Source organism: Rhodococcus sp. 14-2470-1b (genome assembly GCF_002259415.1).
In the GTDB taxonomy this organism is placed as follows: domain Bacteria; phylum Actinomycetota; class Actinomycetes; order Mycobacteriales; family Mycobacteriaceae; genus Rhodococcoides.
In genome coordinates this window covers 57,949-81,887 of sequence record NZ_NPFY01000008.1, presented here as the reverse complement: position 1 = coordinate 81,887, position 23,939 = coordinate 57,949, and the positions used below count along the sequence as shown (strand labels likewise).

At 65.3% G+C, this 23,939-nt stretch carries 21 protein-coding genes; 9 read left to right on the top strand and 12 right to left on the bottom strand.

The features are described from left to right. The first annotated feature begins 3 nt into the window (after positions 1-3). The 6 genes from CH293_RS05320 (at position 4) to CH293_RS05295 (ending at position 8,392) form a co-directional block, all read left to right on the top strand. Entirely contained in the window at positions 4-1,350 is a 1,347-nt protein-coding gene (locus CH293_RS05320) for an MFS transporter (protein WP_019663735.1), read from the top strand. Between the two features lie 11 nt (positions 1,351-1,361). Next, positions 1,362-2,531: an L-rhamnose isomerase gene (gene rhaI / locus CH293_RS05315; RefSeq protein WP_094719636.1), complete on the top strand. Its 1,170-nt coding sequence runs from the start codon at positions 1,362-1,364 to the stop codon at positions 2,529-2,531. A gap of 3 nt (positions 2,532-2,534) precedes the next feature. After that, the gene (locus CH293_RS05310; RefSeq protein WP_094719582.1) at positions 2,535-4,595 is read left to right on the top strand and encodes a bifunctional aldolase/short-chain dehydrogenase; all 2,061 of its coding nucleotides are present in this window, start codon (positions 2,535-2,537) and stop codon (positions 4,593-4,595) included. Positions 4,596-4,602: 7 nt separating this feature from the next. Then, on the top strand, positions 4,603-6,063 hold the full coding sequence (locus tag CH293_RS05305; protein ID WP_094719581.1) for a rhamnulokinase family protein: 1,461 nt from the start codon (positions 4,603-4,605) through the stop codon (positions 6,061-6,063). Positions 6,064-6,130: 67 nt separating this feature from the next. Further along, complete coding sequence (locus CH293_RS05300) at positions 6,131-7,366, top strand: alpha-hydroxy acid oxidase (RefSeq protein ID WP_094719580.1); 1,236 nt, start codon at positions 6,131-6,133, stop codon at positions 7,364-7,366. A gap of 27 nt (positions 7,367-7,393) precedes the next feature. Beyond that, complete coding sequence (locus CH293_RS05295; protein WP_080733127.1) at positions 7,394-8,392, top strand: LacI family DNA-binding transcriptional regulator; 999 nt, start codon at positions 7,394-7,396, stop codon at positions 8,390-8,392. A 49-nt stretch (positions 8,393-8,441) separates the two neighbouring features. On the opposite strand, the gene CH293_RS05290 is transcribed toward CH293_RS05295, so the two are convergent. The 6 genes from CH293_RS05290 to CH293_RS05265 form a co-directional block, all read right to left on the bottom strand. Next, positions 8,442-10,133 carry a Na+/H+ antiporter gene (locus CH293_RS05290; RefSeq protein WP_094719579.1) on the bottom strand — a complete coding sequence of 564 codons (1,692 nt, stop codon included), beginning with the start codon at positions 10,131-10,133 and terminating at the stop codon, positions 8,442-8,444. Positions 10,134-10,152: 19 nt separating this feature from the next. Then, positions 10,153-10,800, bottom strand: a complete 648-nt coding sequence (locus CH293_RS05285; protein WP_037114331.1) for a PadR family transcriptional regulator — start codon at positions 10,798-10,800, stop codon at positions 10,153-10,155. An 89-nt stretch (positions 10,801-10,889) separates the two neighbouring features. Then, positions 10,890-12,224 (bottom strand): serine hydrolase, encoded by a 1,335-nt coding sequence (locus CH293_RS05280; RefSeq protein WP_094719578.1) that lies wholly within the window; start codon positions 12,222-12,224, stop codon positions 10,890-10,892. A gap of 37 nt (positions 12,225-12,261) precedes the next feature. Beyond that, positions 12,262-13,920 carry a serine hydrolase gene (locus CH293_RS05275; RefSeq protein WP_094719577.1) on the bottom strand — a complete coding sequence of 553 codons (1,659 nt, stop codon included), beginning with the start codon at positions 13,918-13,920 and terminating at the stop codon, positions 12,262-12,264. A 254-nt stretch (positions 13,921-14,174) separates the two neighbouring features. Beyond that, a complete protein-coding gene (locus CH293_RS05270) occupies positions 14,175-14,996 on the bottom strand; it encodes an alpha/beta fold hydrolase (RefSeq protein ID WP_037114325.1) in 822 nt (273 codons plus the stop codon). A gap of 130 nt (positions 14,997-15,126) precedes the next feature. Then, on the bottom strand, positions 15,127-16,701 hold the full coding sequence (locus CH293_RS05265) for a GAF domain-containing sensor histidine kinase (protein ID WP_094719576.1): 1,575 nt from the start codon (positions 16,699-16,701) through the stop codon (positions 15,127-15,129). 75 nt (positions 16,702-16,776) lie between these two features. Between CH293_RS05265 and CH293_RS05260 the strand changes: the two genes are divergently transcribed. Then, the gene (locus CH293_RS05260; RefSeq protein ID WP_342585484.1) at positions 16,777-17,163 is read left to right on the top strand and encodes a response regulator transcription factor; all 387 of its coding nucleotides are present in this window, start codon (positions 16,777-16,779) and stop codon (positions 17,161-17,163) included. Here CH293_RS05260 and CH293_RS05255 read toward each other — a convergent pair. The 4 genes from CH293_RS05255 to CH293_RS05240 all read right to left on the bottom strand — a co-directional run bounded on the left by CH293_RS05255 (position 17,138) and on the right by CH293_RS05240 (position 20,398). Further along, on the bottom strand, positions 17,138-17,809 hold the full coding sequence (locus CH293_RS05255) for a response regulator transcription factor (RefSeq protein WP_094719575.1): 672 nt from the start codon (positions 17,807-17,809) through the stop codon (positions 17,138-17,140). The two genes, CH293_RS05260 and CH293_RS05255, sit on opposite strands and share 26 nt — an antisense overlap. A gap of 59 nt (positions 17,810-17,868) precedes the next feature. Then, on the bottom strand, positions 17,869-18,588 hold the full coding sequence (locus CH293_RS05250) for a haloacid dehalogenase type II (RefSeq protein ID WP_094719574.1): 720 nt from the start codon (positions 18,586-18,588) through the stop codon (positions 17,869-17,871). A gap of 84 nt (positions 18,589-18,672) precedes the next feature. After that, positions 18,673-18,870, bottom strand: a complete 198-nt coding sequence (locus CH293_RS05245) for a hypothetical protein (protein WP_094719573.1) — start codon at positions 18,868-18,870, stop codon at positions 18,673-18,675. 55 nt (positions 18,871-18,925) lie between these two features. Then, complete coding sequence (locus tag CH293_RS05240) at positions 18,926-20,398, bottom strand: MDR family MFS transporter (protein ID WP_255122704.1); 1,473 nt, start codon at positions 20,396-20,398, stop codon at positions 18,926-18,928. A gap of 134 nt (positions 20,399-20,532) precedes the next feature. On the opposite strand from CH293_RS05240, the gene CH293_RS05235 reads away from it, so the two are divergent. Both CH293_RS05235 and CH293_RS05230 read left to right on the top strand, forming a co-directional pair. After that, positions 20,533-21,204: a TetR/AcrR family transcriptional regulator gene (locus CH293_RS05235; RefSeq protein ID WP_255122703.1), complete on the top strand. Its 672-nt coding sequence runs from the start codon at positions 20,533-20,535 to the stop codon at positions 21,202-21,204. 10 nt (positions 21,205-21,214) lie between these two features. Continuing rightward, a complete protein-coding gene (locus CH293_RS05230) occupies positions 21,215-21,793 on the top strand; it encodes a hypothetical protein (RefSeq protein WP_037114308.1) in 579 nt (192 codons plus the stop codon). A 40-nt stretch (positions 21,794-21,833) separates the two neighbouring features. On the opposite strand, the gene CH293_RS05225 is transcribed toward CH293_RS05230, so the two are convergent. Further along, entirely contained in the window at positions 21,834-22,778 is a 945-nt protein-coding gene (locus CH293_RS05225; RefSeq protein WP_094719570.1) for a phosphoglycerate dehydrogenase, read from the bottom strand. 2 nt (positions 22,779-22,780) lie between these two features. Continuing rightward, positions 22,781-23,872 carry a tartrate dehydrogenase gene (locus CH293_RS05220; protein WP_094719569.1) on the bottom strand — a complete coding sequence of 364 codons (1,092 nt, stop codon included), beginning with the start codon at positions 23,870-23,872 and terminating at the stop codon, positions 22,781-22,783. Positions 23,873-23,939 lie beyond the last annotated feature (67 nt).

Here is a 23,939-nt window from a genome sequence, read left to right as displayed (position 1 = left end):
CTCATGAAGATCGGCGCCAAGTCCACCACCGGGTGGCGAGCGACCATATCGGTCGCGATGAGCAACTACATCGAAGCCGGATCGATCATCGCCATCGCCACGTCGTTGACGTTGTGGCAGAACGAGTTCGGCATCAGCAACCTCGCCGTCGGTCTGCTTGCGGCCTTCAGCGCCAATGCATTCGGTGCGGCGATCGGCGCCGGCATCGGCGGTCCGCTGTGCGACAGGTTCGGCCGCAAGGCGATCTACACCTACGACCTGATGGTGTACATGGTCGGTGTGCTGATCGCAGCGTTCGCGATGAACTTCGCGATGTTGCTGACTGCGTTCGTGATCACCGGCATCGCCGTCGGAGCAGGCGTCCCTGCGTCGTGGACGTACATCGCCGAACAGGCGCCGTCACGTGAGCGGGCGCGGCACGTCGGAACCGCACAGTTGGCGTGGTCGGTCGGGCCGTTCGTCGGATTCGCACTCGCCGCGTTGCTCGCGCCCCTGGATCTGCTCGGCTCGCGCATCATTTTCCTGCACCTCTTCGTCGTGGCCGCGGTGGTGTGGTGGATTCGCCAGGGCCTGCCGGAGTCGGTGATCTGGAAGAACGAAACGGGCGACACCGCAGGGGCCGCTGCACGCGAGAAGACGTTCGGTGCAGCAGGATTGAAGGGTCTGTTCACCAAGAAAGTGAACATCACCGCGCTGCTGGTCCTCATCGGCATCTACGGCTTCTGGAACACCGTCGCGGGACAGGCAGGCATCTTCATGCCGCGTGTGTACGAGAGCGCAGGCGTCGAGAGCGCCGTCGAACAGAATCTCCTGCAGGTTCTGGTGTGGGGCTGCACCGTGCTCGCCACGTACTTCGGCTTCATGAAGTTCGCCGATCGCGTGTCCCAGAAGCTGCTCTACTCCATCGGAGCTCTGCTCGGCATCGCGGCCTGGGCGATCCTGGTGTTCTTCACCGACAACGGACTTCCGACACTGCTGATCTTCGCCATCACCTGGGGCATCTCCAGCGGCATCGGTGCCCAGGCGTTCTACAGCCTCTGGGCGAGCGAGCTGTTCGCCACGCCGTACCGTGCCAGCGCACAGGGCTTCATGTTCTTCGTCGTCCGCACCGCCACCGGCCTGCTGAGCTACTTCTTCCCGACCCTGCTCGCCGCCACCGGGCTCACCACCGTCGGCCTGCTGCTCATCGGCCTGCTGACCGTCGCCCTCGCGATCGGTGCGATCTTCGCGCCGAACACGCGTGGAAAGTCCCTGCCGGAAATCGAGACCGAGCGATACGGTGCGGTCGTGTCCCCTGAACTTCCCGACTCTCGAGACGGAGTCACCCAGACCCGAGAGCCTGCACTGTGACTACACGAGCCGTGACCACACATACCGTCAGTCCCGACGCCGTTCTCGACGCCCTCGCCATCGAACTCCCGTCATGGGCCTTCGGAAACTCCGGGACCCGCTTCAAGGTGTTCGGCACTCCCGGCACACCCCGCACGATCGAGGAGAAGATCGCCGACGCAGCCACCGTGCATCGGCTCACCGGATTGGCCCCCGTTGTCGCGCTTCATATCCCGTGGGACAACGTCGACAGCTTCACGACACTGAAGTCCTACGCCGCCGATCTCGGTGTTCGTCTGGGAACGGTGAACTCCAATACCTTCCAGGACGACGACTACAAGTTCGGCAGTCTCACGCACACCGACAAAGCCGTGCGGCAGAAGGCGATCGACCACCATCTGCGGTGCCTCGAGGTCATGACCGAGATCGGCTCGCAGGACCTGAAGGTCTGGCTGGCCGACGGCACCAACTACCCGGGTCAGGGCGACATCCGCGGTAGGCAGGACCGTCTCGCGGAATCGCTGGCCGCGATCTACCAGCACGTCGGCGACGGCCAGCGGTTGGTGCTCGAGTACAAGTTCTTCGAGCCTGCCGTCTACGTGACGGACGTACCGGACTGGGGCACGTCCTACGCGCACACCGTCGCCCTCGGTGAGCGCGCGGCAGTGTGCCTCGACACCGGGCACCACGCGCCGGGAACCAACATCGAGTTCATCGTCGCGCAGCTTCTGCGCCTCGGAAAACTCGGTTCCTTCGACTTCAACTCACGCTTCTACGCCGACGACGACCTGATCGTCGGCGCGGCGGATCCGTTCCAGCTGTTCAGGATTCTGTTCGAGGTCATCCGCGGCGGCGGGCTCGCACCCGAGTCGGACCTCGCGCTCATGCTGGACCAGTGTCACAACGTCGAGGCGAAGATCCCCGGGCAGATTCGCTCCGTCCTCAACGTCCAGGAGATGACGTTGCGTGCGGCTCTCGTGGACACCGAGGCACTCACCACGGCGCAGGAAGCCGGAGACGTGCTCGGCGCCAACGGCATCTTCATGGATGCCTTCTACACCGACGTGCGTCCACGGCTCGCCGAGTGGCGTGAGAACCGCGGTCTACCGGCCGACCCGATGCGAGCCTTCGCGGAATCGGGCTACCAGCAGCAGATCGAAGCCGACCGAGTCGGCGGCACCCAGACCTCCTGGGGTGCATGAGCTATGACGACACAGCAGGAAGCGAACACGATGAACCGGACTGTCGCAGCGTTGTTGGCACGATCGAACCGTCTCGGGTCCGATCCGAGCAACACCAACTACGCCGGTGGTAACACCTCCGCCAAGGGAACCGACACCGACCCGGTGACCGGTGCCGATGTCGAACTCATGTGGGTGAAAGGATCCGGCGGCGATCTCGGAACGCTGACCGAGTCCGGCCTGGCCGTCCTGCGGCTCGATCGGCTGCGCGCACTGGTCGACGTCTACCCGGGGCTGGACCGCGAGGACGAGATGGTCGCGGCGTTCGACTACACCCTGCACGGACGCGGGGGAGCGGCGCCGTCGATCGACACCGCGATGCACGGACTCGTCGACGCAGCACACGTCGACCACCTGCATCCGGACTCCGGCATCGCGATCGCGACCGCCGCGGACGGCCCCGAACTGACCCGAAAGATATTCGGCGACACGGTGGTGTGGGTTCCGTGGCGACGACCCGGATTCCAGCTCGGACTCGACATCTCCGCGATCAAAGCCGAGAATCCGCAGGCGATCGGCTGCATTCTCGGCGGACACGGCATCACCGCATGGGGTGAGACGTCCGAGGAGTCGGAGGCGAACTCGCTCGAGATCATCCGCGCTGCCCAGGCCTACCTCGCCGAGCACGGCCGAGCAGAACCGTTCGGCGCCCCGCTGGACGGTTACTCGGCCCTGCCGGAGGCCGAGCGACGCGCCAAGGCAGCAGCCCTGGCCCCGTACATCCGAGGGATGGCATCCACCGACGAACCCAAGGTCGGGCACTTCACCGACTCCGACGTGGTCCTGGACTTCCTGGCTGCCGCCGAGCATCCGCGTCTGGCCGCGCTCGGCACCAGCTGCCCCGACCACTTCCTGCGGACCAAGGTGAAGCCCCTCGTTCTGGACCTCCCTGCAGACACATCGATCGAGCAGTCCGTCGAACGCTTGCAGACCCTGCACGAGGCGTACCGCAAGGACTACCAGGCCTACTACGAGCGCTTCGCGACCGAGGACTCACCCGCGATGCGCGGTGCCGATCCGGCGATCGTATTGATTCCCGGCGTCGGCATGTTCAGTTACGGCGCCAACAAGCAGACCGCCCGGGTGGCGGGTGAGTTCTACGTCAACGCGATCAACGTGATGCGCGGCGCCGAATCGGTGTCCACCTACAGCCCCATCGACGAGTCGGAGAAGTTCGACATCGAGTACTGGGCGCTGGAAGAAGCCAAGCTCGCTCGGATGCCGAAACCCAAGCCGCTCGCGACGCGCATCGCCCTGGTCACCGGCGCGGCGTCGGGCATCGGCAAGGCGATCGCCACACGATTGGCCGCGGAGGGCGCGTGCGTCGTCATCGCCGACCTCGACGCGCAGAAGGCATCCGACGTAGCGGCCGAGATCGGATCGACGGACGTGGCGATCGGAGTTCGGGCCGACGTCACCGACGAAGCTGCGGTGCAGGCAGCTGTCGATGCGACCGTGCTCGCGTTCGGCGGTATCGACCTGGTGGTCAACAACGCCGGCCTCTCATTGTCGAAGCCTCTGCTGGAGACGACCGTCGCGGACTGGGATCTGCAGCACGACGTGATGGCTCGCGGATCGTTCCTGGTCTCGCGTGCCGCGGCAGCTGCGCTGATCGCCCAGAAGATGGGAGGCGACATCCTGTACATCTCGTCGAAGAACTCGGTGTTCGCCGGACCCAACAACATCGCCTACTCGGCGACGAAAGCCGATCAGGCACATCAGGTTCGGTTGCTCGCCGCCGAGCTGGGAGAGCACGGTGTCAAGGTGAACGGCATCAACCCCGACGGGGTGGTGCAGGGATCGGGCATCTTCGCCGCCGGCTGGGGAGCGTCCCGCGCAGCGGTCTACGGCGTCGACGAGGCCGACCTCGGCAAGTTCTACGCGCAGCGCACGCTGCTCAAGCGAGAGGTGTTGCCGGAGAACATCGCCAATGCCGCGTTCGCACTGTGCACGTCGGACTTCTCGCACACGACAGGACTGCACGTGCCTGTCGACGCGGGTGTCGCCGCCGCCTTCCTGAGATGAGACGGGCATGAGTACAGCTCAGGTCGCGGCCGTCGACCTCGGTGCGACGAGCGGTCGCGTCGTGGTCGGCACCGTCGGCACCGATACCGCAGGCAGGGACGTACTGCGTCTGGACGTCGTCACCCGCTTTCCCAACGAACCCTGCCGGCTGTGGAACGGGTCGCGGGCAGCGCTGCACACCGATGTGCCCGGATTGTTCGGGCATGTTCGGCGTGGTCTCGCCGACGCCGCTCGCGACGCGGACAACCTGGTGAGCGTCGGAGTCGATTCGTGGGCCGTCGATTACGGCCTCATGCGCGGAGGGCGCCTGGTCGGGTTGCCGCATCACTACCGTGACGAACGATCCGAGCGGGGCGTCGAGCTCGTGGAATCCGTCGTCGACCGTGCGGAGTTGTTCGCCCGCAACGGTTTGCAGTTCCTCCCGTTCACCACCGTGTACCAGCTTGCGGTGGACCGGGCCGACGGTCTGCTCGAACCAGCGGACCGCGTGCTGCTGGTGCCGGATCTCGTCTCGTACTGGCTCACCGGCCGCGAGGTCGCCGAGCGCACCAACGCGTCGACGACGGGCATTTTCGGTACCGACGGCGTGCTCGACGGTGTCCTGCTGGATCGCCTGGGAATCGACAGGTCGCTGTTTCCCGGTGTCGTCGACCCGGGCGAGGTTCTGGGTCCGATCCTGCCCGGTGTGGTGGACGGTGATCCGTCCGTGTCGGTCACCGCTGTCGGTTCGCACGACACCGCGTCCGCGGTCGCCGCGGTACCGATGGATCCGGATTCGGCGGTCTACATCTCCTGCGGCACGTGGGGCCTCGTCGGCGCCGAGACCTCCTCGCCGGTGGTGAATTCCCGAGTGCGCGACGCGGGGTTCACCAATGAAGCCGGGGTGGACGGCCGTAACCGGTTGTTGCACAACGTGATGGGTCTGTGGCTGCTGTCGGAATCGGTGCGCGAGTGGAGCAGAGCCGACGGCGCGGCGGTGGACCTGCCGGAGATGTTGGCGGCTGCGGCACACTGCCCGGCTCCCACGCATGTCTTCGACGCCGAAGACCCGATGTTCCTTCCTCGCGGCGACATGCCGACACGAATCGCGGCCTGGTACTCCGATCGTGGCCTTGCGGTTCCGTCGTCGCGGGTGGAGATGGTTCGGGCGATCGTCGAATCCCTGGCCGTCGCTTTCAGCGCCGCGGTGTACGACGCCGCGGACCTCGCCGGCATCGATGTGAGGCGGATCCACGTCGTCGGCGGCGGAGCACAGAATTCGCTGCTGTGCCGGATTCTCGCCGACAGGTCCGGACTCGACGTGCTGGCCGGGCCCGTCGAGGCGACCGCGTTGGGTAACGTGCTGGTACAGGCACGGACCCACGGGTGGATCTCCGGAGATCTGACACGGCTGCGGCACACGGTCGCAACCACCTTCCCTCCCGTTCGTCACGAACCTGCGTCCTCCCGCCGGGCGGCATCTTTTTGAGATACAGCGTCATGAGATACAGCGTTATGACACACAGCGTTATGACACACACGACAAAGGATTGACCATGGTCAAGAGGCAAATCCCCAAGGTGCGCGATCTCGCGCCCCTGATGCAGTTCAAGAAGCCGGAGTTGAACGGCAAGAAGCGCAGGCTCGACGCCGCCCTGACCATCGAGGATCTTCGCCGGATCGCCAAGCGTCGGACCCCGACAGCGGCGTTCGACTACACCGATGGGTCGGCGGAGGCCGAACTGTCGATCACCAGGGCGCGTCAGGCGTTCCAGGACATCGAGTTCTCGCCGTCGATCCTGCGCGACGTGTCCAAGGTGTCGACGGGATGGGACGTGCTCGGCGCACCGGTGGCGCAGCCTTTCGGTATCGCCCCGACGGGCTTCACCCGAATGATGCAGACCGAGGGTGAGATCGCCGGTGCGCATGCGGCAGCTCGCGCGGGCATCCCGTTCTCGTTGTCGACGATGGGAACGACCTCGATCGAGGACGTGCGCGACGCCAACCCGCACGGTCGCAACTGGTTTCAGCTGTACATGTGGAAGGACCGCGAGCGGTCGATGAGCCTGGTGGACCGTGCCGCGAAGGCGGGGTACGACACCCTGCTGGTCACCGTCGACGTTCCCGTGGCGGGAGCGAGGTTGCGAGACAAGCGCAACGGCATGACGATTCCGCCCGCGCTGACACCGGGGACCGTGTTGAACGCGCTGCCGCGTCCACAGTGGTGGATCGACTTCCTCACCACCGAACCGCTGTCGTTCGCGTCGATCGACCGATGGTCCGGCACCGTGGCGGAACTGCTCGACACGATGTTCGACCCGACGGTCACCTTCGAGGACCTGGCGTGGATCAAGGAGCAGTGGCCGGGCAAGCTCGTCGTCAAGGGAATCCAGACACTCGACGACGCCAAGGCCGTCACCGCCTTGGGCGTCGACGGTCTCGTTCTGTCCAACCACGGTGGACGACAACTCGACCGTGCTCCGATTCCGTTCCATCTTCTGCCCGAGGTGGCCCGCGAGGTGGGCAAGGACACCGAGGTCATGATCGACACCGGCATCATGTCCGGCGCCGACATCGTGGCGTCGATCGCCCTCGGAGCCCGATTCACCCTCGTCGGTCGCGTATACCTGTACGGGCTCATGGCAGGCGGCGAAGCCGGGGTCAACCGTGCCGTGGACATTCTGTCCGAGCAGGTCGAACGCACCATGCGTCTCTTGGGTGTCACCGCGTTGGAGGAATTGGGCCCTGGCCACGTCACTCAGCTCGAGCGGTTGGTCCCGCGCCCACGGTGACCGTGGCCGGCTGGTAAGACTTCTGTCGTGGCGAAGAGCATGAAGCAGGTTGCTGCGGCGGCGGGTGTGTCCGTCGGCACGGTGTCCAACGTGCTCAATGCACCCGACAAGGTTGCGCCCGCGACGGTGAAACGTGTCATGTCCGCGATCGACCGACTCGGTTTCGTCCGCAACGACGCTGCCCGGCAGTTGCGTGCCGGCCGGTCTCGATGCGTCGGGCTGGTGGTGCTCGACATCGGCAACCCGTTCTTCACCGAGATCGCACGAGGCGTCGAGTCCAGTGCCACCGACCGAGGCCTCACCGTTCTCCTGGGGTCCACGGACGACGACCCGGAACGTGAGCGTCTCTACCTGGACACGTTCGACGAGCAACGTGTCCACGGCCTGCTGGTGTCTCCGGTCGGGGAGGATCTCGAGCGACTCGAACTCCTCCAGTCCCGAGGCACCCCGGTGGTGCTGGTCGACCGAGACGGAGCGGGCACGTCGTTCTCGTCCGTCGCGGTGGACGACATCGCCGGAGGCGAACTCGCCGTCCGGCATCTGTGTGAGCAGGGCCGGCGCAGAATCGCCTACGTCGGTGGGCCCGCCTCGCTGAGGCAGGTCGCGGATCGACTGCGAGGCGCACGCACGGCCGCGGAGGCGGCGGGCGCAGTCATCGAGGTCGTGCCGACCCGCGAGCCCAGTGTCCTGGCAGGCCGAGCGGCTGCGGCCTCGATCGCCGAGCGCGCCCCGAAAGATCGACCGGACGCCATATTCTGCGCCAACGACCTGCTCGCACTGGGGGTTCTGCAGAGCCTGGTGATGCTGGGCAACTCGGTCGTCCCCGACGACATCGCCGTGATCGGCTACGACGACATCGATTTCGCAGCGTCGGCCGTCGTATCGCTGTCCTCGATCAGGCAGCCCAGCCGCGACATCGGCAGTGCTGCGGTGGATCTGCTGGAGGAATCGGCACAGGACCACCGCGCCGAACCACGCCACGTGCAGTTCCAGCCGACGCTCACCATCCGCGATTCCACGCGCTGAGGAAACTGCGCTGAGGAAACTGCACTGAGGAAACTGCACTGAGGAAAACCTAGCCCGGTTGGTCCGTCTCGTCCGGGTGCTGTTTGAAGGAATGCTCCTCGTGGTCGAGTTCGTGCTCGAGACTCCGCATTCCGGCGTCGGGGAGGCGTCCGCAGTCACGCCAGCGCACCAGTTCCTCGCGTTGGGCGTCGATGAGGCGCCGGCGAACCGTTGTCGCGGCCTGCTGCTCGGGGGAGATGACGGGTGCGTCGTCGTTCGTTTCGTCGAGATGATCGAGCCTGCGGTTGTACCGGTCGATGCGCTCGTCGAGCTCGCGGCGCATGAGTGCTCTGCCGTCGTCGTCGAGCTTTTCTTCGTCGGCGATGTGATCGAGTTGTTGCAGTGCAGCTTTCGTCACGCCCACGCGTGCTTCGTTGCGCAACCTCGATTCGGCGGCGGGGTCGGCCCGCACGTTCAGCAGCCGCACGAGAGGAGCGAAGGTCGTACCCTGCGCCACCACGGTCACCAGGACGACCACGAATGCGCAGAACAGCAACAGATTTCGGATCTCGAACGGCTCACCCGATTCCGTCGTCAGCGGTAGCGAGAACACGGCGGCGACGGTGATCACTCCGCGAGTTCCCGCCCAGCTCATCACCACGACCTCGCGTCCCGACAGCCGTGAAGACCGCGATGAGGACCGTGATGACGACCGGTCGACCATGCGTGCCACTGCCTCGGTGCCGAGCAGCCACACGGGACGGACGAGCAGCACACCGGCGAGCGTGACCGCGACGGCGCCGACGACGGTGGTGAGCGGGTAGGCAGCAAGCCCCTCGATCACTGTCGGCAACTGTTCGCCGATCAGCAGGAACACGAAACCCTCGAGAAGTAGATCGATCAATCTCCACACGGCTCCCGTCTGCAATCTGCTGGCTCCGGACACGGCGTGGCGAGTGTCGTGGCCGATGAAGAGGGCTGCGACGACGACAGCGAGTACCCCGGAGGCGTGCACTTCCTCCGCGGCGACGTAGGCGACGAACGGAGTGGCCAGGGATACGACGTTGAGCAGAAGCGCGTCTCCGAGAAACTTCTGTACGAACCTGATGACGAGCGCAATGGCGCACCCGACGATGACTCCGCCGACCGCGGCCAGCACGAAGAGTCCGCCCGCGTGCGTGAAGGTCATGTCCTGCGACGCGATCGCGGTGGCCGCGACGGTCAGCATCGTCAGTGCGGTCGCGTCGTTGAGCAGTCCCTCGCCCTCGATCAGCGTGATCAGCTTCGGCGGTATCCCGGCTCGCCTGCCGACCGCGAGTGCGGCCACGGGATCGGGCGGTGCGACGGCAGCTCCCAGGGCCATTCCCGCGGCGAGGGTCGCCCCGGGTATCAGCAGTGCCAACCCGACGCCGACGATCGAGGCCGTCACCACGACCAACGCGACGGACAGGCTCAGAATCGTCCACACGTTGCGGCGGATCGCGACGAGTGACGAGTTCAACGCTGCACTGTAGAGCAGCGGTGGAATCACCAGCGTCAGAACGAGTTCCGGGTCCAGCACGATGTCCGGTAGCGACGACGTCGACACCGCAAGACCTGCCACGGTGAGCAACGCTGCGGCGGGTATCGACGACTTCTCGGACACGACCTGCGCCAGCACGATCAGTGCCGTCGCGGCCAACACGAGTCCGAGGATGCTCAGCACGTGGGCGCGCCGCTGGGTGAGTTCACGAGCATGGATTCCCACCTTCCGTTGTCTCAAACTTGCACTTTCCGAGTGTTCAGTCGGGCGACGGCCGATCCTGCTGCAATGATTCTTCGAGAATTGCGCAGCTGCGCTCGCGGTGAGTCGTGGCCGGAGACGTCGTGTCCGACCAGGTGTCGGTCTCGGTCAGAGCCCACTCCGCCCAGTCCGAGATGTGGGTGAAGTGCCCGATCATGAAGCGGTTGGCCAGCGTCATCAAGTGTTGGCGTTCGGGGAACGTCGAGCTGTCGACGTCGTGTAGACGCTCGGCGTGGGCCAGGAACAGGGCGCGGGTCTGCTGAGCGTGATCGCGCATCGTGGTGATGTTGTTGCGCAGGTCGGTGAGCGAACCCTGCTCGGCGAACAGCACTCGAATCATGCCCTCGAACTCCATGGCCGACGGCTTCGACGCGGTCGCGAGCCATGACGCGAGGGCGTCGCGACCTGCGTCGGTGATCGAGTAGACGGTGCGACTGCGGCCGGTGCCCACCGGATCCGTCGATGCCGAGACCAGGCCACGTTCGAGCAGCTTCTTCGGCGCGTTGTACAGCTGGCGGTCGGCCCGGGGCCACAGTTCGGCGACTCCACGGCCGAACTGCACCGAGATGTCGTAGGCCGTCCAATCCCGCGTGGCGAGCAATCCGAGGATGACGTACGAGGTTGTATTCAGATCGCCCTGCGCCACCGATGGTCCTTCCTGCCGAAAGACCGATCGCCGATCGGCGCCGACGTCCCGATCCTAACTATCGGCCCGAGCTGTCACTCGCCGGCCAGTCACTCGCCGGCGTCGTCGCTGTGCTCCTCGACGGCGTCCGAGGCCTCGGCGGACGGCGTCGCGTACACGTACGGGAACAGTTCTCGGGCGACCTTGGCGGCGGGTGCACTGCCGTCGACCGCGGGGGCGAGGTTGGCCCAGACGACGAAGGTGACGTCGTTCTCCGGGTCGTATCCCATGAAGGAGTTGTATCCCGGCATCTCGCCGATGTGCCCGTACAGCGGACCCATCTGTGCGATTCCGTAGCCGTACGCCGCGGTTCCCGTGTCGTCGCTCGGAGTGATGCTGTCCATCCGCAGCTGCTGGGTGTCGGCGTCGAGCAGTTCGCCGACGGCGAGAGCCTTCACCCACGTGGCCATCTCGTTCGCCGTCGAAATTCCTTGTCCGGCCGACCACGTCCACGACGGGTTGTCGTTCGTCGTCGTTCTCGGCGTGACGGAGCCTGCGTCGATGGCGGCGATGCGTTCGGGTGACAGCGATTCCTTTCCCTCGCCCAGGGTTTCGAGGTTTCCGCTGTAGGAGTATCCGGCGGTGTACGGCGCGGGAATGGAGGTGTCGGTGTTCGCCGGGAACGAGGTGTCCGTCAACTCGAGCGCGGAGAACAGTCGATCCTGGTAGATCTGCGCAATCGGCTTTCCGTCCAACTGCTCCGCGATCAGCCCGAGCAGCACGGTATTGGTGTTGGAGTAGTTGTATTCGGTGCCCGGCGCGGACGTCGGCGAATTCGAGAGCCCGAGCGCAACCAGTTCCTCTGGTTCCCAGACCCTTTCGGGATCCTCGTCGAGCGCTCGGTTGAGCTCGACGGTCTGGGTGTAGCTGTAGAGACCGCTGCGCATGTCGAGGAGTTGTCCGATGGTGATGTTCTCACCGTTGGGGACATCGGGGCGATACTTGCTCACCGGGTCGTCGACGGAGATCTTGCCTTCCTGAACCATCTGCAGGATGACGGTGCCCGTCCACGTCTTGGTGTTGGATCCGACGCGCACCTTGGTGTCGAGCGTAGGTGGCGTCGCTGTGCCCGCGTCCGTGCTGCCCCAGGTGTTCACGTACTCGCCGTCCGGGGTCCGGACCAACACCACCATGCCGATTGCGCGGTACTCTTTCGCCTTCTCGTCCACTATCGCGTCCATCGCAGCGGTGTCGAACGGTACGAGGGCCGAGGACGAATCAGGAGAGCTGGAACCGGTAGAGCTCTCCGAGGCAGCATTCTCGGACACAGCACTCTCGGACACAGCACTCTCCGAGACAGCACTGTCGTTGCCCGACGAACATGCCGCGACGAGCAGTCCTGCGGTGAACAGAATGGTCAGTAGTTTGCCTGAAGTGCGGTGCATCGTCTGGGGTCCGTTCGTGTCGTGGGCGTCTACGAAGTCAGGAGCGGGTGAACGTGCCGAGTCCGAGAGGATCGAGATACTCGACGGTGAGTGTGGTCGGTGCCCCGGCGGTGACCATGAATTCGGCACCCGTCGGCCCCGACGCGTTCTCGCCGACGGGTTCGAACCAGTAGGTGTCACCGTCGTAGTGAGTGAGGGGATAACGCGACTGGAGTTCCTTGCCGATGTTCAACACCAGTTCGTCTCCCTCGGCGGTGACCTCGGCGGCGCCGTAGAACGGGCTGGTGTACGTGCCTTCGTAGCTGCTCGGCTCCCGCGCAGGCGTCGTCGATGCGGGCGGATTCTCGTAGTCCGTCTCGGAACGGCCGTGCTCGACCATCTTCTCGAACTGGCCCGCGACGAACGGCGCCCAGTCGACGGTGAGTTCGCCGTTCTTGGCGTAATCCATGAACTGTGCCGCAATGGTTTCCGAGACACCGACGGGTGCGGTGTTGGCAAGTACGACGATGCCGAGTTGCTCGCTCGGTAGCATCACGACGTCGGTGCTCGCGCCGAGTCCGAACGCCCCTGCATGACTGACCTCGACGCGGCCCTGACTGTCGGTGCCGACATTGAAGCCGATGCCGTAGAAAGTGTCTCGCGCTCCTGGCGTCTCCGAGGGGTGGGCGAGAGAATGCGCCTGGTGGGTGAACTGCAGGGCTTCGGGCTCGACGACGGTGGTGCCGTCGAACTCTCCGCCTGCGAGTTGCATGCGGATCCACTGGGCCATGTCGCCGACGGAGGACGCTGCACCACCCGCCGGGGCCTGACCTTCGGGATCGCTGACGTACTTCGCCTCCCACGTGGTCGAACCCGGTTCCGTCAGAACGTGATTGAAGGCATGGTTGGGCGAGTCGACCCATTCCTGCTGACTCGACGTCGTGTTGGTCATGCCGAGGGGTTCGTAGATCTTCTGCTCGGACAGTTCCGCCCACGTGGTGCCCTGGGATTTGGCTGCTGCCACGCCTGCTGCGGAGAACCCGTAGTTGGTGTAGTCGTAATTGTCTCGAAACGTTTCCAACGGAACCTGATTCAATCGGGCGATGATCTCGTCGTAGCTGTAGCCGAGGTCTTCGAGAAGGTCGCCTGCGTGATCGGGCAGGCCGGAGCGGTGCGACATCAGGTCGGTGAAGCTGGCATTCTCGGTGACGTACGGATCCGACACCGCGAAACCCGGTTCGAACCGGCGGATCGGCTCGTCCCACTCGAGCTTGCCTTCGCCGACCAGCGAGGCGACCACCGACGACGCAACGGGCTTCGACACCGAGGCAAGCTGGAACATGGTGTTGGTGTCCACCGGGTCCGGTTCGCCCACCTTGCGTACACCGAATCCCTTCGAATACAGCACTTCGTCCTGGTAGACGACCGCGACGGCGATACCGGGAGCGCCCGTTCGCGCCATCATGTCCTCGACGTACCCGTCGAGTTGTCCGACGGCGGCGTCGACGGCTGCCCGGTCGATCGATGCCGGTGGAACCTGCGGGGGCGTCTCGGCGAGTGCGCTCCCGTTCGTCTCGGATCCGGCGTTGGAATCGGTGTTGGAATCGGAGTCCGTGCCGGCGGTGGAACTACACGCCAGAAGCACGGTCATCCCGAGTGCGAGGAGGGGGAGAGCCGACAATCGCGCACGAACGAGGGGAGTGCATGTCCCGACCATCGAGTTGCTCCATCCAAAGCGTCACGTGTTCTCGCGTGGACGGTTCACCGGCACTGTCCGAGAGTCCGCGAGCACAGATCGATTTGGCAGGCGCGCCGATCCCGACGATGGACGCTGCGCACTGTGGCGATGACGATACACCCGTGACTGCATGTTGCACTATGTAATTTGCAGTATCAGATAGTTTCCCTCCGCGCATGTGGAATCACGACGATCGGCGACTCCACACGCGCGGAGGGAAGTGCGCTTCGGCGCTACTTCGCGATGAACGCGAGAATGTCTGCGTCCAAGGCTTTCTGGTAGTCGCCGTAGATGCCGTGCGGTGCCCCGGGGTAGACCTTCAGTGTGCCGTCCTTGACGAGTTCGATGGACTTCAGCGCCGCGGCGGCGATGGGCACGATCTGATCGTCGTCGCCCTGGGCGATGAACACGGGAACGGTGAGTGCCTTCAGATCCTCGGTGAAGTCGGTCTCGGAGAACGCCTTCACGCAGTCGTACGCCGCGGCGAGGTTCACCAGCATGCCCTGACGCCAGAAGTCGTCCTTCGCTCCCTGCGACACCTGGGCACCGTCGCGGTTGGCGCCGAAGAACGGCTCGGCGAGGTCCTTGTAGAACTGCGATCGGTCGGTCAGGACACCGTTGCGGATGTCGTCGAGCGCCTCGATCGGGGTGCCCTCCGGGTTGGCGTCGGACTTCAGCATGATCGGAGGAACGGCACCCGCAGTGATGACACGGGCGACGCGGCTGCCGCCGTGCTGCGCCGCGTAGCGGACGACCTCGCCGCCCCCGGTGGAGTGACCGATGAGAGTCAGCTCCTGCAGATCGAGTGCCTCGACGAGTTCGGCGAGGTCGCGTGCGTAGGTGTCCATGTCGTTGCCGGTGTACGTCTTCGAGGAGCGTCCGTGACCGCGACGGTCGTGCGCGATTGCCCGGTACCCGGCGTCGGCGAGCAGTTTGAGTTCGAGCTGCCACGCATCCGAGGACAGCGGCCATCCGTGGCTGAGCAACACCGGCTTGCCGGTGCCCTGCTCGGTGTAGTAGATCTCGGTTCCGTCGGTCGTGGTGATGTACGGCATGGGGAGCTCCTCGAATCGGAAGGCTGGGGTTCGACAGGGTGGTACCGAGAACACTCGTCCACACGCGCGTCGATGTCGTCGCGGCTGGCGTCCACACCGTGTGCCTGGTTTCGGCCGGTCGCGATACCTGCTAGCCGGTAGACGCCGCGATCGTGACCGTGACGGATGTGCCCTCACCTGCAGGGCTGTTCAGTGCCAGTGTGCCCCCTGCTGCGGCCACCCTGTCCTGCAGGCCGATCAGGCCCGATCCGAGGGCAGGGTCTGCGCCGCCACGACCGTCGTCGCTGACGGTGAGCGTCAGGTCCCCGTCGGTGACGACCGCGGTCACCCTGATATGGGAGGCATCGGCGTATTTGGCTGTGTTGGTGAGTGACTCGGCGACGACGTAATACGCTGCCACTTCGATGGAGTCGTCCAGGCGAACCGGAATGTCGGTCGTGAGCGACACCGGCACCGGGCTGCGACGGGCGAGCGTCTTGAGCGCCGGTGCCAGCCCGCCGCGAGAGAGGATGGCGGGGTGTATGCCGCGCGAGAGCTCGCGAAGATCGGTGTGAATCTGTGCGAGTGTGTCGACACTGCGGTCCAGGCTCTGTCTCAGCTCGCGCAGATCCTCGGGAACGACGGCCTGTGCTGTTCTCAATTCCATTCCGAGAGAGACGATTCTCTGTTGCGCGCCGTCGTGCAGGTCTCGTTCGATGCTCCGTCGGGCCTGGTCCGCGGCGGCGACGACACGAGCCCGCGACCGGGTGAGCTCTTCTCGCGTTTCGCTGTTGTAGACGGCGGTGGCGAGGAGGTCCGCGAAGTCGGTCAGTCTGTCTTGCAGATCGGGCTCGACCGAGCTCTCGGTGGAGCCGACGACGATCGCACCCCAGATTCTGCCGTCGACGTTGATCGGTACACCCAGTCCGACGGCTATTCCTCGGCCATCGAGACGATCGACGATATCGCCTGTTGCGGTGGCGAAGTCGATCGTCGCGGGTCGGCCCGTCGCGGCCACCGCGGTGCACACGTTGTGCCCGCCGAGCGTGAGCCTTTCACCGGGAGTGAGCCGATGCCCCTCGGTGGTATCGCGCCCCGCGAGCACCACGTACGTCCCCAGCGTCGAGCTGTCCAGCCCCGAACGAGCCTGCACGGGGTCGAAATGCACGGGGTCGAAATGCACGAGGTCGAATTGCACGACGGAGACGTGCTCGATGCCCAGGCCCCCGGCGAGCTCGTCGGTGACGGCGGCGTAGACCTCGTCCGGCTCGGCTCTGGAGGCGACGAGGGTGGCGACCCGTCGGAGCGAGGCTTGCTGTCGCGCCAACGCCGTGGCACGGCGGTTCTGCCGCGCCGATTCCACGGCGCGCAAACGGGACTGCCCGACGAGCATGTTCGTCAGCAGCGCGAGAGCCAGGAAGACGACGACTGCAGGGACCAGGCTTTCGCTGCTTTCGATGACGTGGATGTACGCGTATGCCGCGGCGCTGGCAATCGAGGTCGCGATCGACAACCGAAATCCCCAACCGGCGGAGACGACCAGCACACCGAACAGGAAGACCGCGCCGAAGGCGTTCTCGGGTGCGATCCGTTTGAGCATCAGAACAACGACGATCTCGATCAGAACGAGCGCCGCCGCCAGGGCGATTCCACAGGCGACGGGAGGGGAGCTGGGACGCAGCACCAGGGTGACGAGGCGCTCCTTGCGCGCAACGGACGTCGTCATCGGTGCGAACCCGCGGGACGAGTATTCCGGCTAGCGGGCATGTTGCCCGCGGCGGCGTCTGACACCCTGGGTGAAGTGAAGTCCTTCGCCCGCAGCTGCCTCATCGTCGACGACAGCGACGCGTTCTGCATGTCGGCGCGCCGAATGCTGGAGGCGGCAGATGTCACTGTCGTCGGGACTGCGTCGACGCTCGCGCAGGCGGTGGAGATCGTCCTGGGGTCGCGCCCCGATCTCGTCCTCGTCGACATCGACCTCGGTGACGAAAGCGGGTTCGACGTGGTGGAAGCAATCGCCGAGGCGAGCGCTGAATCACGGCCGTCGATCATCCTGGTGTCCACGCACGACGAGGACGACTTCGCTGACCTCGTGGAATCGAGCTCGGCCGTCGGGTTCCTGCCGAAGTTCGACCTGTCGGCCCAGTCGATTCGAACACTGCTCACGACAGCGTGTCGAGATACATGATCACGGCGCGCACCCGTCGGTGGTCGTCCGCCGTCTCGGCCAGATCCAGCTTGGTGAGAATGCTGCGGACGTGCTTCTCGACGGTGCCCTCGGTGATCCACAGGCGACGGCCGATACCGGCGTTGGAGAGCCCCTCGGCCATGTGAGTCAGCACGTCTCGTTCCCGCGTGGTCAGCGCGCCCAGCGGATCGTCGCGGCGTTTCGCGGCAACCAACTCGTAGACGAGCGCGGGATCGATCACGGACGATCCCGCGGCGACGCGTTCGACGACGCCGACGAAGTCGTCGACGTCGGTGACGCGACTCTTGAGCAGATACCCGATGCCCTGAACCGACCCGTTCTTCATGTCGTCGAGCAGTTCCAAGGCGTGCTCCACCTCGACGTGAGCGGAGAGCAGAAGCATCGAGACGCCGGGGAACTCGCTGCGAATGCGGAGTGCGGCGTCGAGCCCTTCCGCGGTGTAGGTCGGCGGCATTCTGATGTCGATGATCGCCAACTGCGGTCGCTCACGGCCTACCAGCGCGAGCAGTTCCTCCCCGTCACCTGCCGTGCCGACCACGTCGAGCTCTGCCCGAGTCAGAAGGCTGGAGAGCCCTTCCCTCAGCAGCACGTCGTCGTCGGCGATCACTACCCGCAGCCCTGCCATCACGCTCCCTCACGCTGGTGTCGAGAAAGCAGTGTGCGTCAGCGGGTCGTCCGCCGTCATCAGTCGTTCGACTCTAATGCTGCTGCAGCGAAGTCCGCCATGGACGGAAACTCGAGACCGTAGCCGACGTCGCCCGTCGGCTCGGGTGTCGCGCCCCACCCCGGTCGTGCGTGTCGACGGTTGATCCACACGGAGTCGAGGCCGTGGCGCGCAGCAGGGACGTGGTCGTGGAACAGGCTCTGCGCGACATGCAGTAGTCGGGTCCTCGGGATGCCGAGATCCGCCAGCGTGGTTTCCAGAGCGTCGAAGTGCTGGGATGCCGGCTTGTAGGCGCCGACGTCCTCCGCGGTGATGATCCGATCGAATCGAACGCCGAGACGGGCGTTGCTTCCGGCGAATCCGTCGCGGTGGACGTTGGACAGGATGATCAACGAGTATCGCGACGCGAGAGCCGCCAGAGCGTCGTGACTGTCTGCGAACGCGGGCCACTCGGGGACCGAACTGCCCAGGCGCGCCGCCCACGTATCGGATACCGGAGCCCCGAGGACCTCGCCGGTGCGACGGAACGCGTCGGCGAGGATGTCGGGATACAGCGAACCGGGTGAATCCACCTCGGCCTGCGCCTCGTTCGCGGCGTACGCGAGCAACAGTTCCTCGTCGGACATCGTCAGCCCGACATCGCGCGCCCAGGGCGCGAGAACCGCGGCGATTCCGGTTTCCCAATCGATCAGAGTGCCGTAACAATCGAAACTCAAGGCGTCGTACTGGGCCAGATCCACGGACGGTCCTCACTGCTCGGCTCGGCTCATCACCGTAACGCCGAGCTCCGCGGACCGCACGCGGTGCGAGGTCGACGGCGGGCGTCAGTCCGAGGACTTGCCTTCAGCTGCATCCCCGTCGGCGAGATCCGGAGCGAGCTCGCGGGTGGCCATGCCGCCGTTCTTGCCTTCGTCGACGGGACCAGGATGCCCGCCCTTCGGAGAATCCTCGGGGCGGGCTCTGATACTGCTGTCGTCGGTGTTGCTGTCGTCGGTCTTGCTGTGGTCAGCGTTGTCGGTCATGCCGACTGGAGTAACCGTTGTCCAGCGGCTTCAACCGCCGGGCACGGTGCGGGAGCTAGGCGGTCCGAACTTCCTCCGGCTGAACGTGCTCGGCCGGCTGGTCGGTTGCAGGCCTGCGGATGAAGAACGAGGCCGCCACCGCGACGAGGGAGACGACGCCGCCGCACAGGAACGCGGTGTGGATGCCGTCCTGGCTGGCGGCGGTCTCCGCGACACCGGACGCGACGCGCGAGGCCGCTGTCGTGGACATGACGGTCACGAACAGTGCGGTACCGGCGGCACCCGCCAGCTGCTGGAGGGTGTTGAAGATCGCGCTGCCGTGCGAGTACAGGTGCTTCGGCAGCGATCCCAGCGACGACGTCATCAGCGGCGTCATGATCGTGGCGAGACCGACCGAGAGGACGCAATGGATCGCGACGACCATCGGGAGCGAGGACTCGGCGTCGAGCAGGGTCATCGCCCAGAGAGCGGCGCTGACGATCATCGCACCGGGAATGACGAGCGGCCGCGGGCCGATTCGGTCGAACGCGCGTCCGACGAACGGCGCCAGCAAGCCCATCGTCAGACCGCCCGGCAGGAGCATCAGACCGGTGGTCAGCGTGTCGAGCCCGAGGATGTTCTGCAGGTACATCGGCAGCAGAATCAACGCACCGAACAGCGCCATCATGCTGATCATCAGCATGCCGAGGCCGATGGTGAACGTCGGTGTCGAGAACGGCCGCATGTTGAGCAGTGCACGCTCCGAGTCCTGACGCGCGATCTGTCGCATCACGAAGATGGCCAGTGCGACGACGCCGACCGTCAGCGGAACCCACACGGGGATCGACGATCCCTCGGCCGAGTGGCCGATGCTGCTCAACCCGTAGACGAGTCCACCGAATGCCAGCGCGGACAGTACGACGGACAGTCCGTCGAAGGACGGCCTGCTGGTCGGCGTCACGTTCTTGACCAAACCGACGCCGATGCCGAACGCGATCAACGCGATGGGCAGTACGAGCCAGAACATCCAACGCCAATCGAGCGCGTCGAGGATGACGCCGGAAATCGTCGGACCGACGGCAGGGGCCACCGCGATGACGATGGAAATGACGCCCATCATCTTTCCGCGCTCGTGGGCAGGGACGAGGTTGAGGACGGTGTTCATCAGCAGCGGGAGCATGAGAGCGGTACCGCTGGCCTGGACGATGCGGCCCGCGAGCAGCAATTCGAAGCCGGGAGCCGACGCCGCCAGCAGGGTGCCGACGGTGAACAGCGTCATCGCGGCGACGAACACCTGGCGCAGGGTGAAGCGTTGGAACAGGTACCCGGTCGTCGGGATGACGACGGCCATGGTGAGCATGAAGCCGGTGGTCAGCCACTGCGCGGTCGTTGCGGTGATGCTCAGGTCCACCATCAACCGCGGCAGCGCGACACTCATGATCGTCTCGTTGAGGATCATGACGAATGCCGCGACCACCAGGACGCCGATGAGCAGCTTCCCTCCCGGCGGCAGCTGTGCGGCCTCGTTCTTGTTCGGCGAAGTATCCATCGCGTCTGTCTGCATGTTCAGTGATTCCTCGAAGTGTGGCCGACGTTCTTGTTGACAGTGTGCGGCGAACTGACAGTGACTGTCAACTTGGAATGGACTGGTATGTTGAAGGCAACAGAAAGGGTGACGCGGAGATGAACGATGCGAGTGAGGCGCCAGCGCAGTCCGATCACGCACAGTCCGATTACGCGCCGCCGGTTCTCGATCTGAGGGAACGACGGCGGCGCGAGACCCGGCTGGACATCAACCTGGCCGCGCTCGACTTGTTCGAGCAGCGTGGAGTGGCGGCAACGACCGTCGACGAGATCGCCAAAGCGGCAGGCGTGTCGCCCAGTACGTTCTTCCGTCAGTTCAAGACGAAGGAAGAGTCGATCCTGTCGGTGGATCTCGATCTGGACGCCGAGATCGAGCACTGGCTCGAGCACACCGACGCACGCGATATCGACATCGCCGGGATGGAGGCGATCTACGAGCGCGCTGCGCTACGGCTCGTCGGAGCCTCGGAGGAAACGAAGAGCCGGGTGCTGCGTGCGCGTCGACTCATCAACTGTGACGCACACCTGCGGGCTACCGCGATCGCGATGGACGCAACCACGCTGTGCCGCCTGGCCGATTCCCTGGCGAGCAAGCTGGAGGGCACGCAGTCACGCTCGTTCGCACGGCTGATGGTGGAGAGTGCGGGGATGACGTTGCGGATCGCGTTCGACGAGTGGGCCACCCGCGTCGACGCCGGCGAGGAAGCCGATCTCGCCGAGATCTACAGAACTACGCGCGGTGAACTGCGCCAGGTCATCGGGCGGCAATAGTCTTCTACACATGATCGATAATCTGCGGAGCCGCATCGTTCGGACGGCCGCGTACCGGCGCCTGTCCACCCGGGCGAGCGGACCGCTGACCCCCACCCGCGCTGCCGCGAGACTGTCCGCGTACGTCTACGGAAACATTCTCGTGTTGACCGCGGTGGTTGCAGCGTCGCCCGCGAGTATCGACGACGGTGACGCGTTTCTTCTCGTGCTCGCAACCGCGTCGACGACGTTCGTCGCCCATGTGTTCGCCGAAACCGTCGCGCGCAGCAACATTCCCGAGTCCGTGCACGGGTCGACGGACAACGAGAAGAAGCAGACGGTGATCGACGAAATTCGGGACGCCGTCCCCATCGCGTCGTCCGGCACCGTTCCGGCGGTGATCCTGGCCCTCGCGTGGCTGTGGATCCTGCCGACGTTCTGGGCGCAGCTCATCGCAGGCGGGGTCGTGGTGTTCCGCATCGCGACGCTTCAGATCGTCGCGCAGCGGCTGCGCGGCCAACCCCTCACGTTCAAGGTGTTCGTCGCCGGTTTGGTGACTGCGGCTCTCGCCGCCGTCATCGTATTCCTGAAGGTCTACACCTCGCACTGAAGTGTCAGTGTCAGTGTCAGTGTCAGTGTCAGGGTCAGGGTCAGGCCAGGTCGACACGGGAGAGCGGCTCGTCACCGTCCAGGACTCGCAGAATGTCCTCAGCTGCAGAGCGACTGGCGACTGCGCGTGCCTGCGCAGTCTGGCCGGCGAGGTGCGAGGTGACCACCACGCTCGGAAGCTCGCGTAGCGCACTGCCGGCCGGCAACGGTTCGATGTCCACCACATCGAGCCCTGCCCCGGCGATCACCCCCGAGTGCACCGCATCCGCCAACGCGTCCTCGTCGACCAGAGAACCTCGGGCGGTATTGATCAGCGAAGCAGTGCTTTTCATGATCGCCAGCTCTCGAACGCCGATCATGTGAATGTTCCCGGCTGTCGGTCGCACGTGCAGCGACACGAAATCGGACTCGCGAAGAACCTCGTCGAGGCCGCAGTACTGCACCGGTCTCGTCGCGTCCGGGTACGACGTGTGAACCAGGACTCTCATTCCGAAACACGCGGCGAGCTCGGCCAGACGTGACCCGCTCGGCCCGAATCCGACGATCCCCAGCGTCGAACCGCGCAATTCGACGGTGTCGTGGCGAGGCCAACCGCCGCTTGCCACTCCGGCGAGCGTCTCGCCGATGCGTCGGGCGCACATCGAGACCAGCATGAACGCCATCTCGGCGACGGCGTTGCTGTTGGCCCCCGGTGTGTTGCACACGGCAATTCCTCGTCGCGAGGCCGCGTCCACGTCGATGGTGTCGTAACCCACCCCGCTGCGCGCGATGACGGTGAGATCAGGTGCTGCGTCGATCATCTCGGCCGTGATCGGTTCCCCCGCCACGAGGGCGGCGTCGGCGACGGAGAGCAGCGAGGCCATCTCACCCGGAGGGCGCGGACCGCGTGACGGGCTGTGGACGGTGGTGTGCCCACGGCCGCGAAGAAGGCGGTCGACGTCGTCACCCGGTTCGAGATAGTCGGTGGTGATCAGAATCCGTGCCATGCTCAGTGCCCGCTGACGTCCGACGCGAGGAGAGCATCCTTCACCGCGGCGCCGAGGCCGGCGGTGGTCCCCGTGCCACCTAGATCCGGTGTTGCGTAGGAGCCGTCGGCCAGAACGGACTCGACAGCACGCAGAACCGCGGCGCCTGCCTCGGGCTCGCCGAGGTGCTCGAGCATCAGCGACGCGCTCCAGATCTGCCCGATCGGATTGGCGATGCCTTGTCCGGCGATATCGGGGGCAGAACCGTGCACCGGCTCGAACAGGCTCGGAAACGTCCTCTCCGGGTTGATGTTCGCGCTCGGAGCGATCCCGATCGTGCCGGTGCACGCCGGACCCAGATCGGACAGGATGTCGCCGAACAGATTGCTGGCGACGACCACGTCGAACCAGTCCGGATGCATGACGAAGTTCGCGGTCAGAATATCGATGTGGTACTTGTCCACTCGCACATCGTCGTACCCGGCGGCCATCTTCTCGACGCGTTCGTCCCAGTACGGCATGGTGATGGAAATGCCGTTGCTCTTCGTCGCCGAGGTCAGGTGTCTCGCCGGCCGCTGCTGAGCGAGGTCGAAGGCGTACTTCAGGATTCGATCGACCCCGGTCCTGGTCATGACGGTCTCCTGGATGACCGTCTCCCGGTCCGTGCCCTCGAACATCGTGCCGCCGATGCTCGAGTACTCACCTTCGGTGTTCTCGCGGACGACGTAGAAGTCGATCTCGCCAGGCTCGCGTCCGGCCAGAGGGCTTGTCACACCCGGCATCGACTTGACCGGCCGAAGGTTGACGTACTGATCGAACGTGCGACGAAACTGCAGGAGGCTGCCCCACAACGACACGTGATCCGGCACCACATCCGGCCACCCGACCGCGCCGAAGAAGATGGCGTCGAAGCGATTCAGTTGATCGAACCAGCCGTCGGGCAGCATCTTTCCGTGCGCGGTGTAGTACTCCGCACTTGCGTAGTCGAACTCCTCGATGTCGAGAGTGAAGTCGAACGTCGACGCGGCCGCCTGGAGAACCGAGAGGCCCTCGGGAACCACTTCCTTGCCGATTCCGTCTCCGGCAATGACGGCGATTCTGTGCGTGGAACCCATCGAGCAGTCCTCCTGGTGTCGGTCTGTGGGTGTCGGTCTGTAGGTGAACGTTCGGTTCGACAGTAAT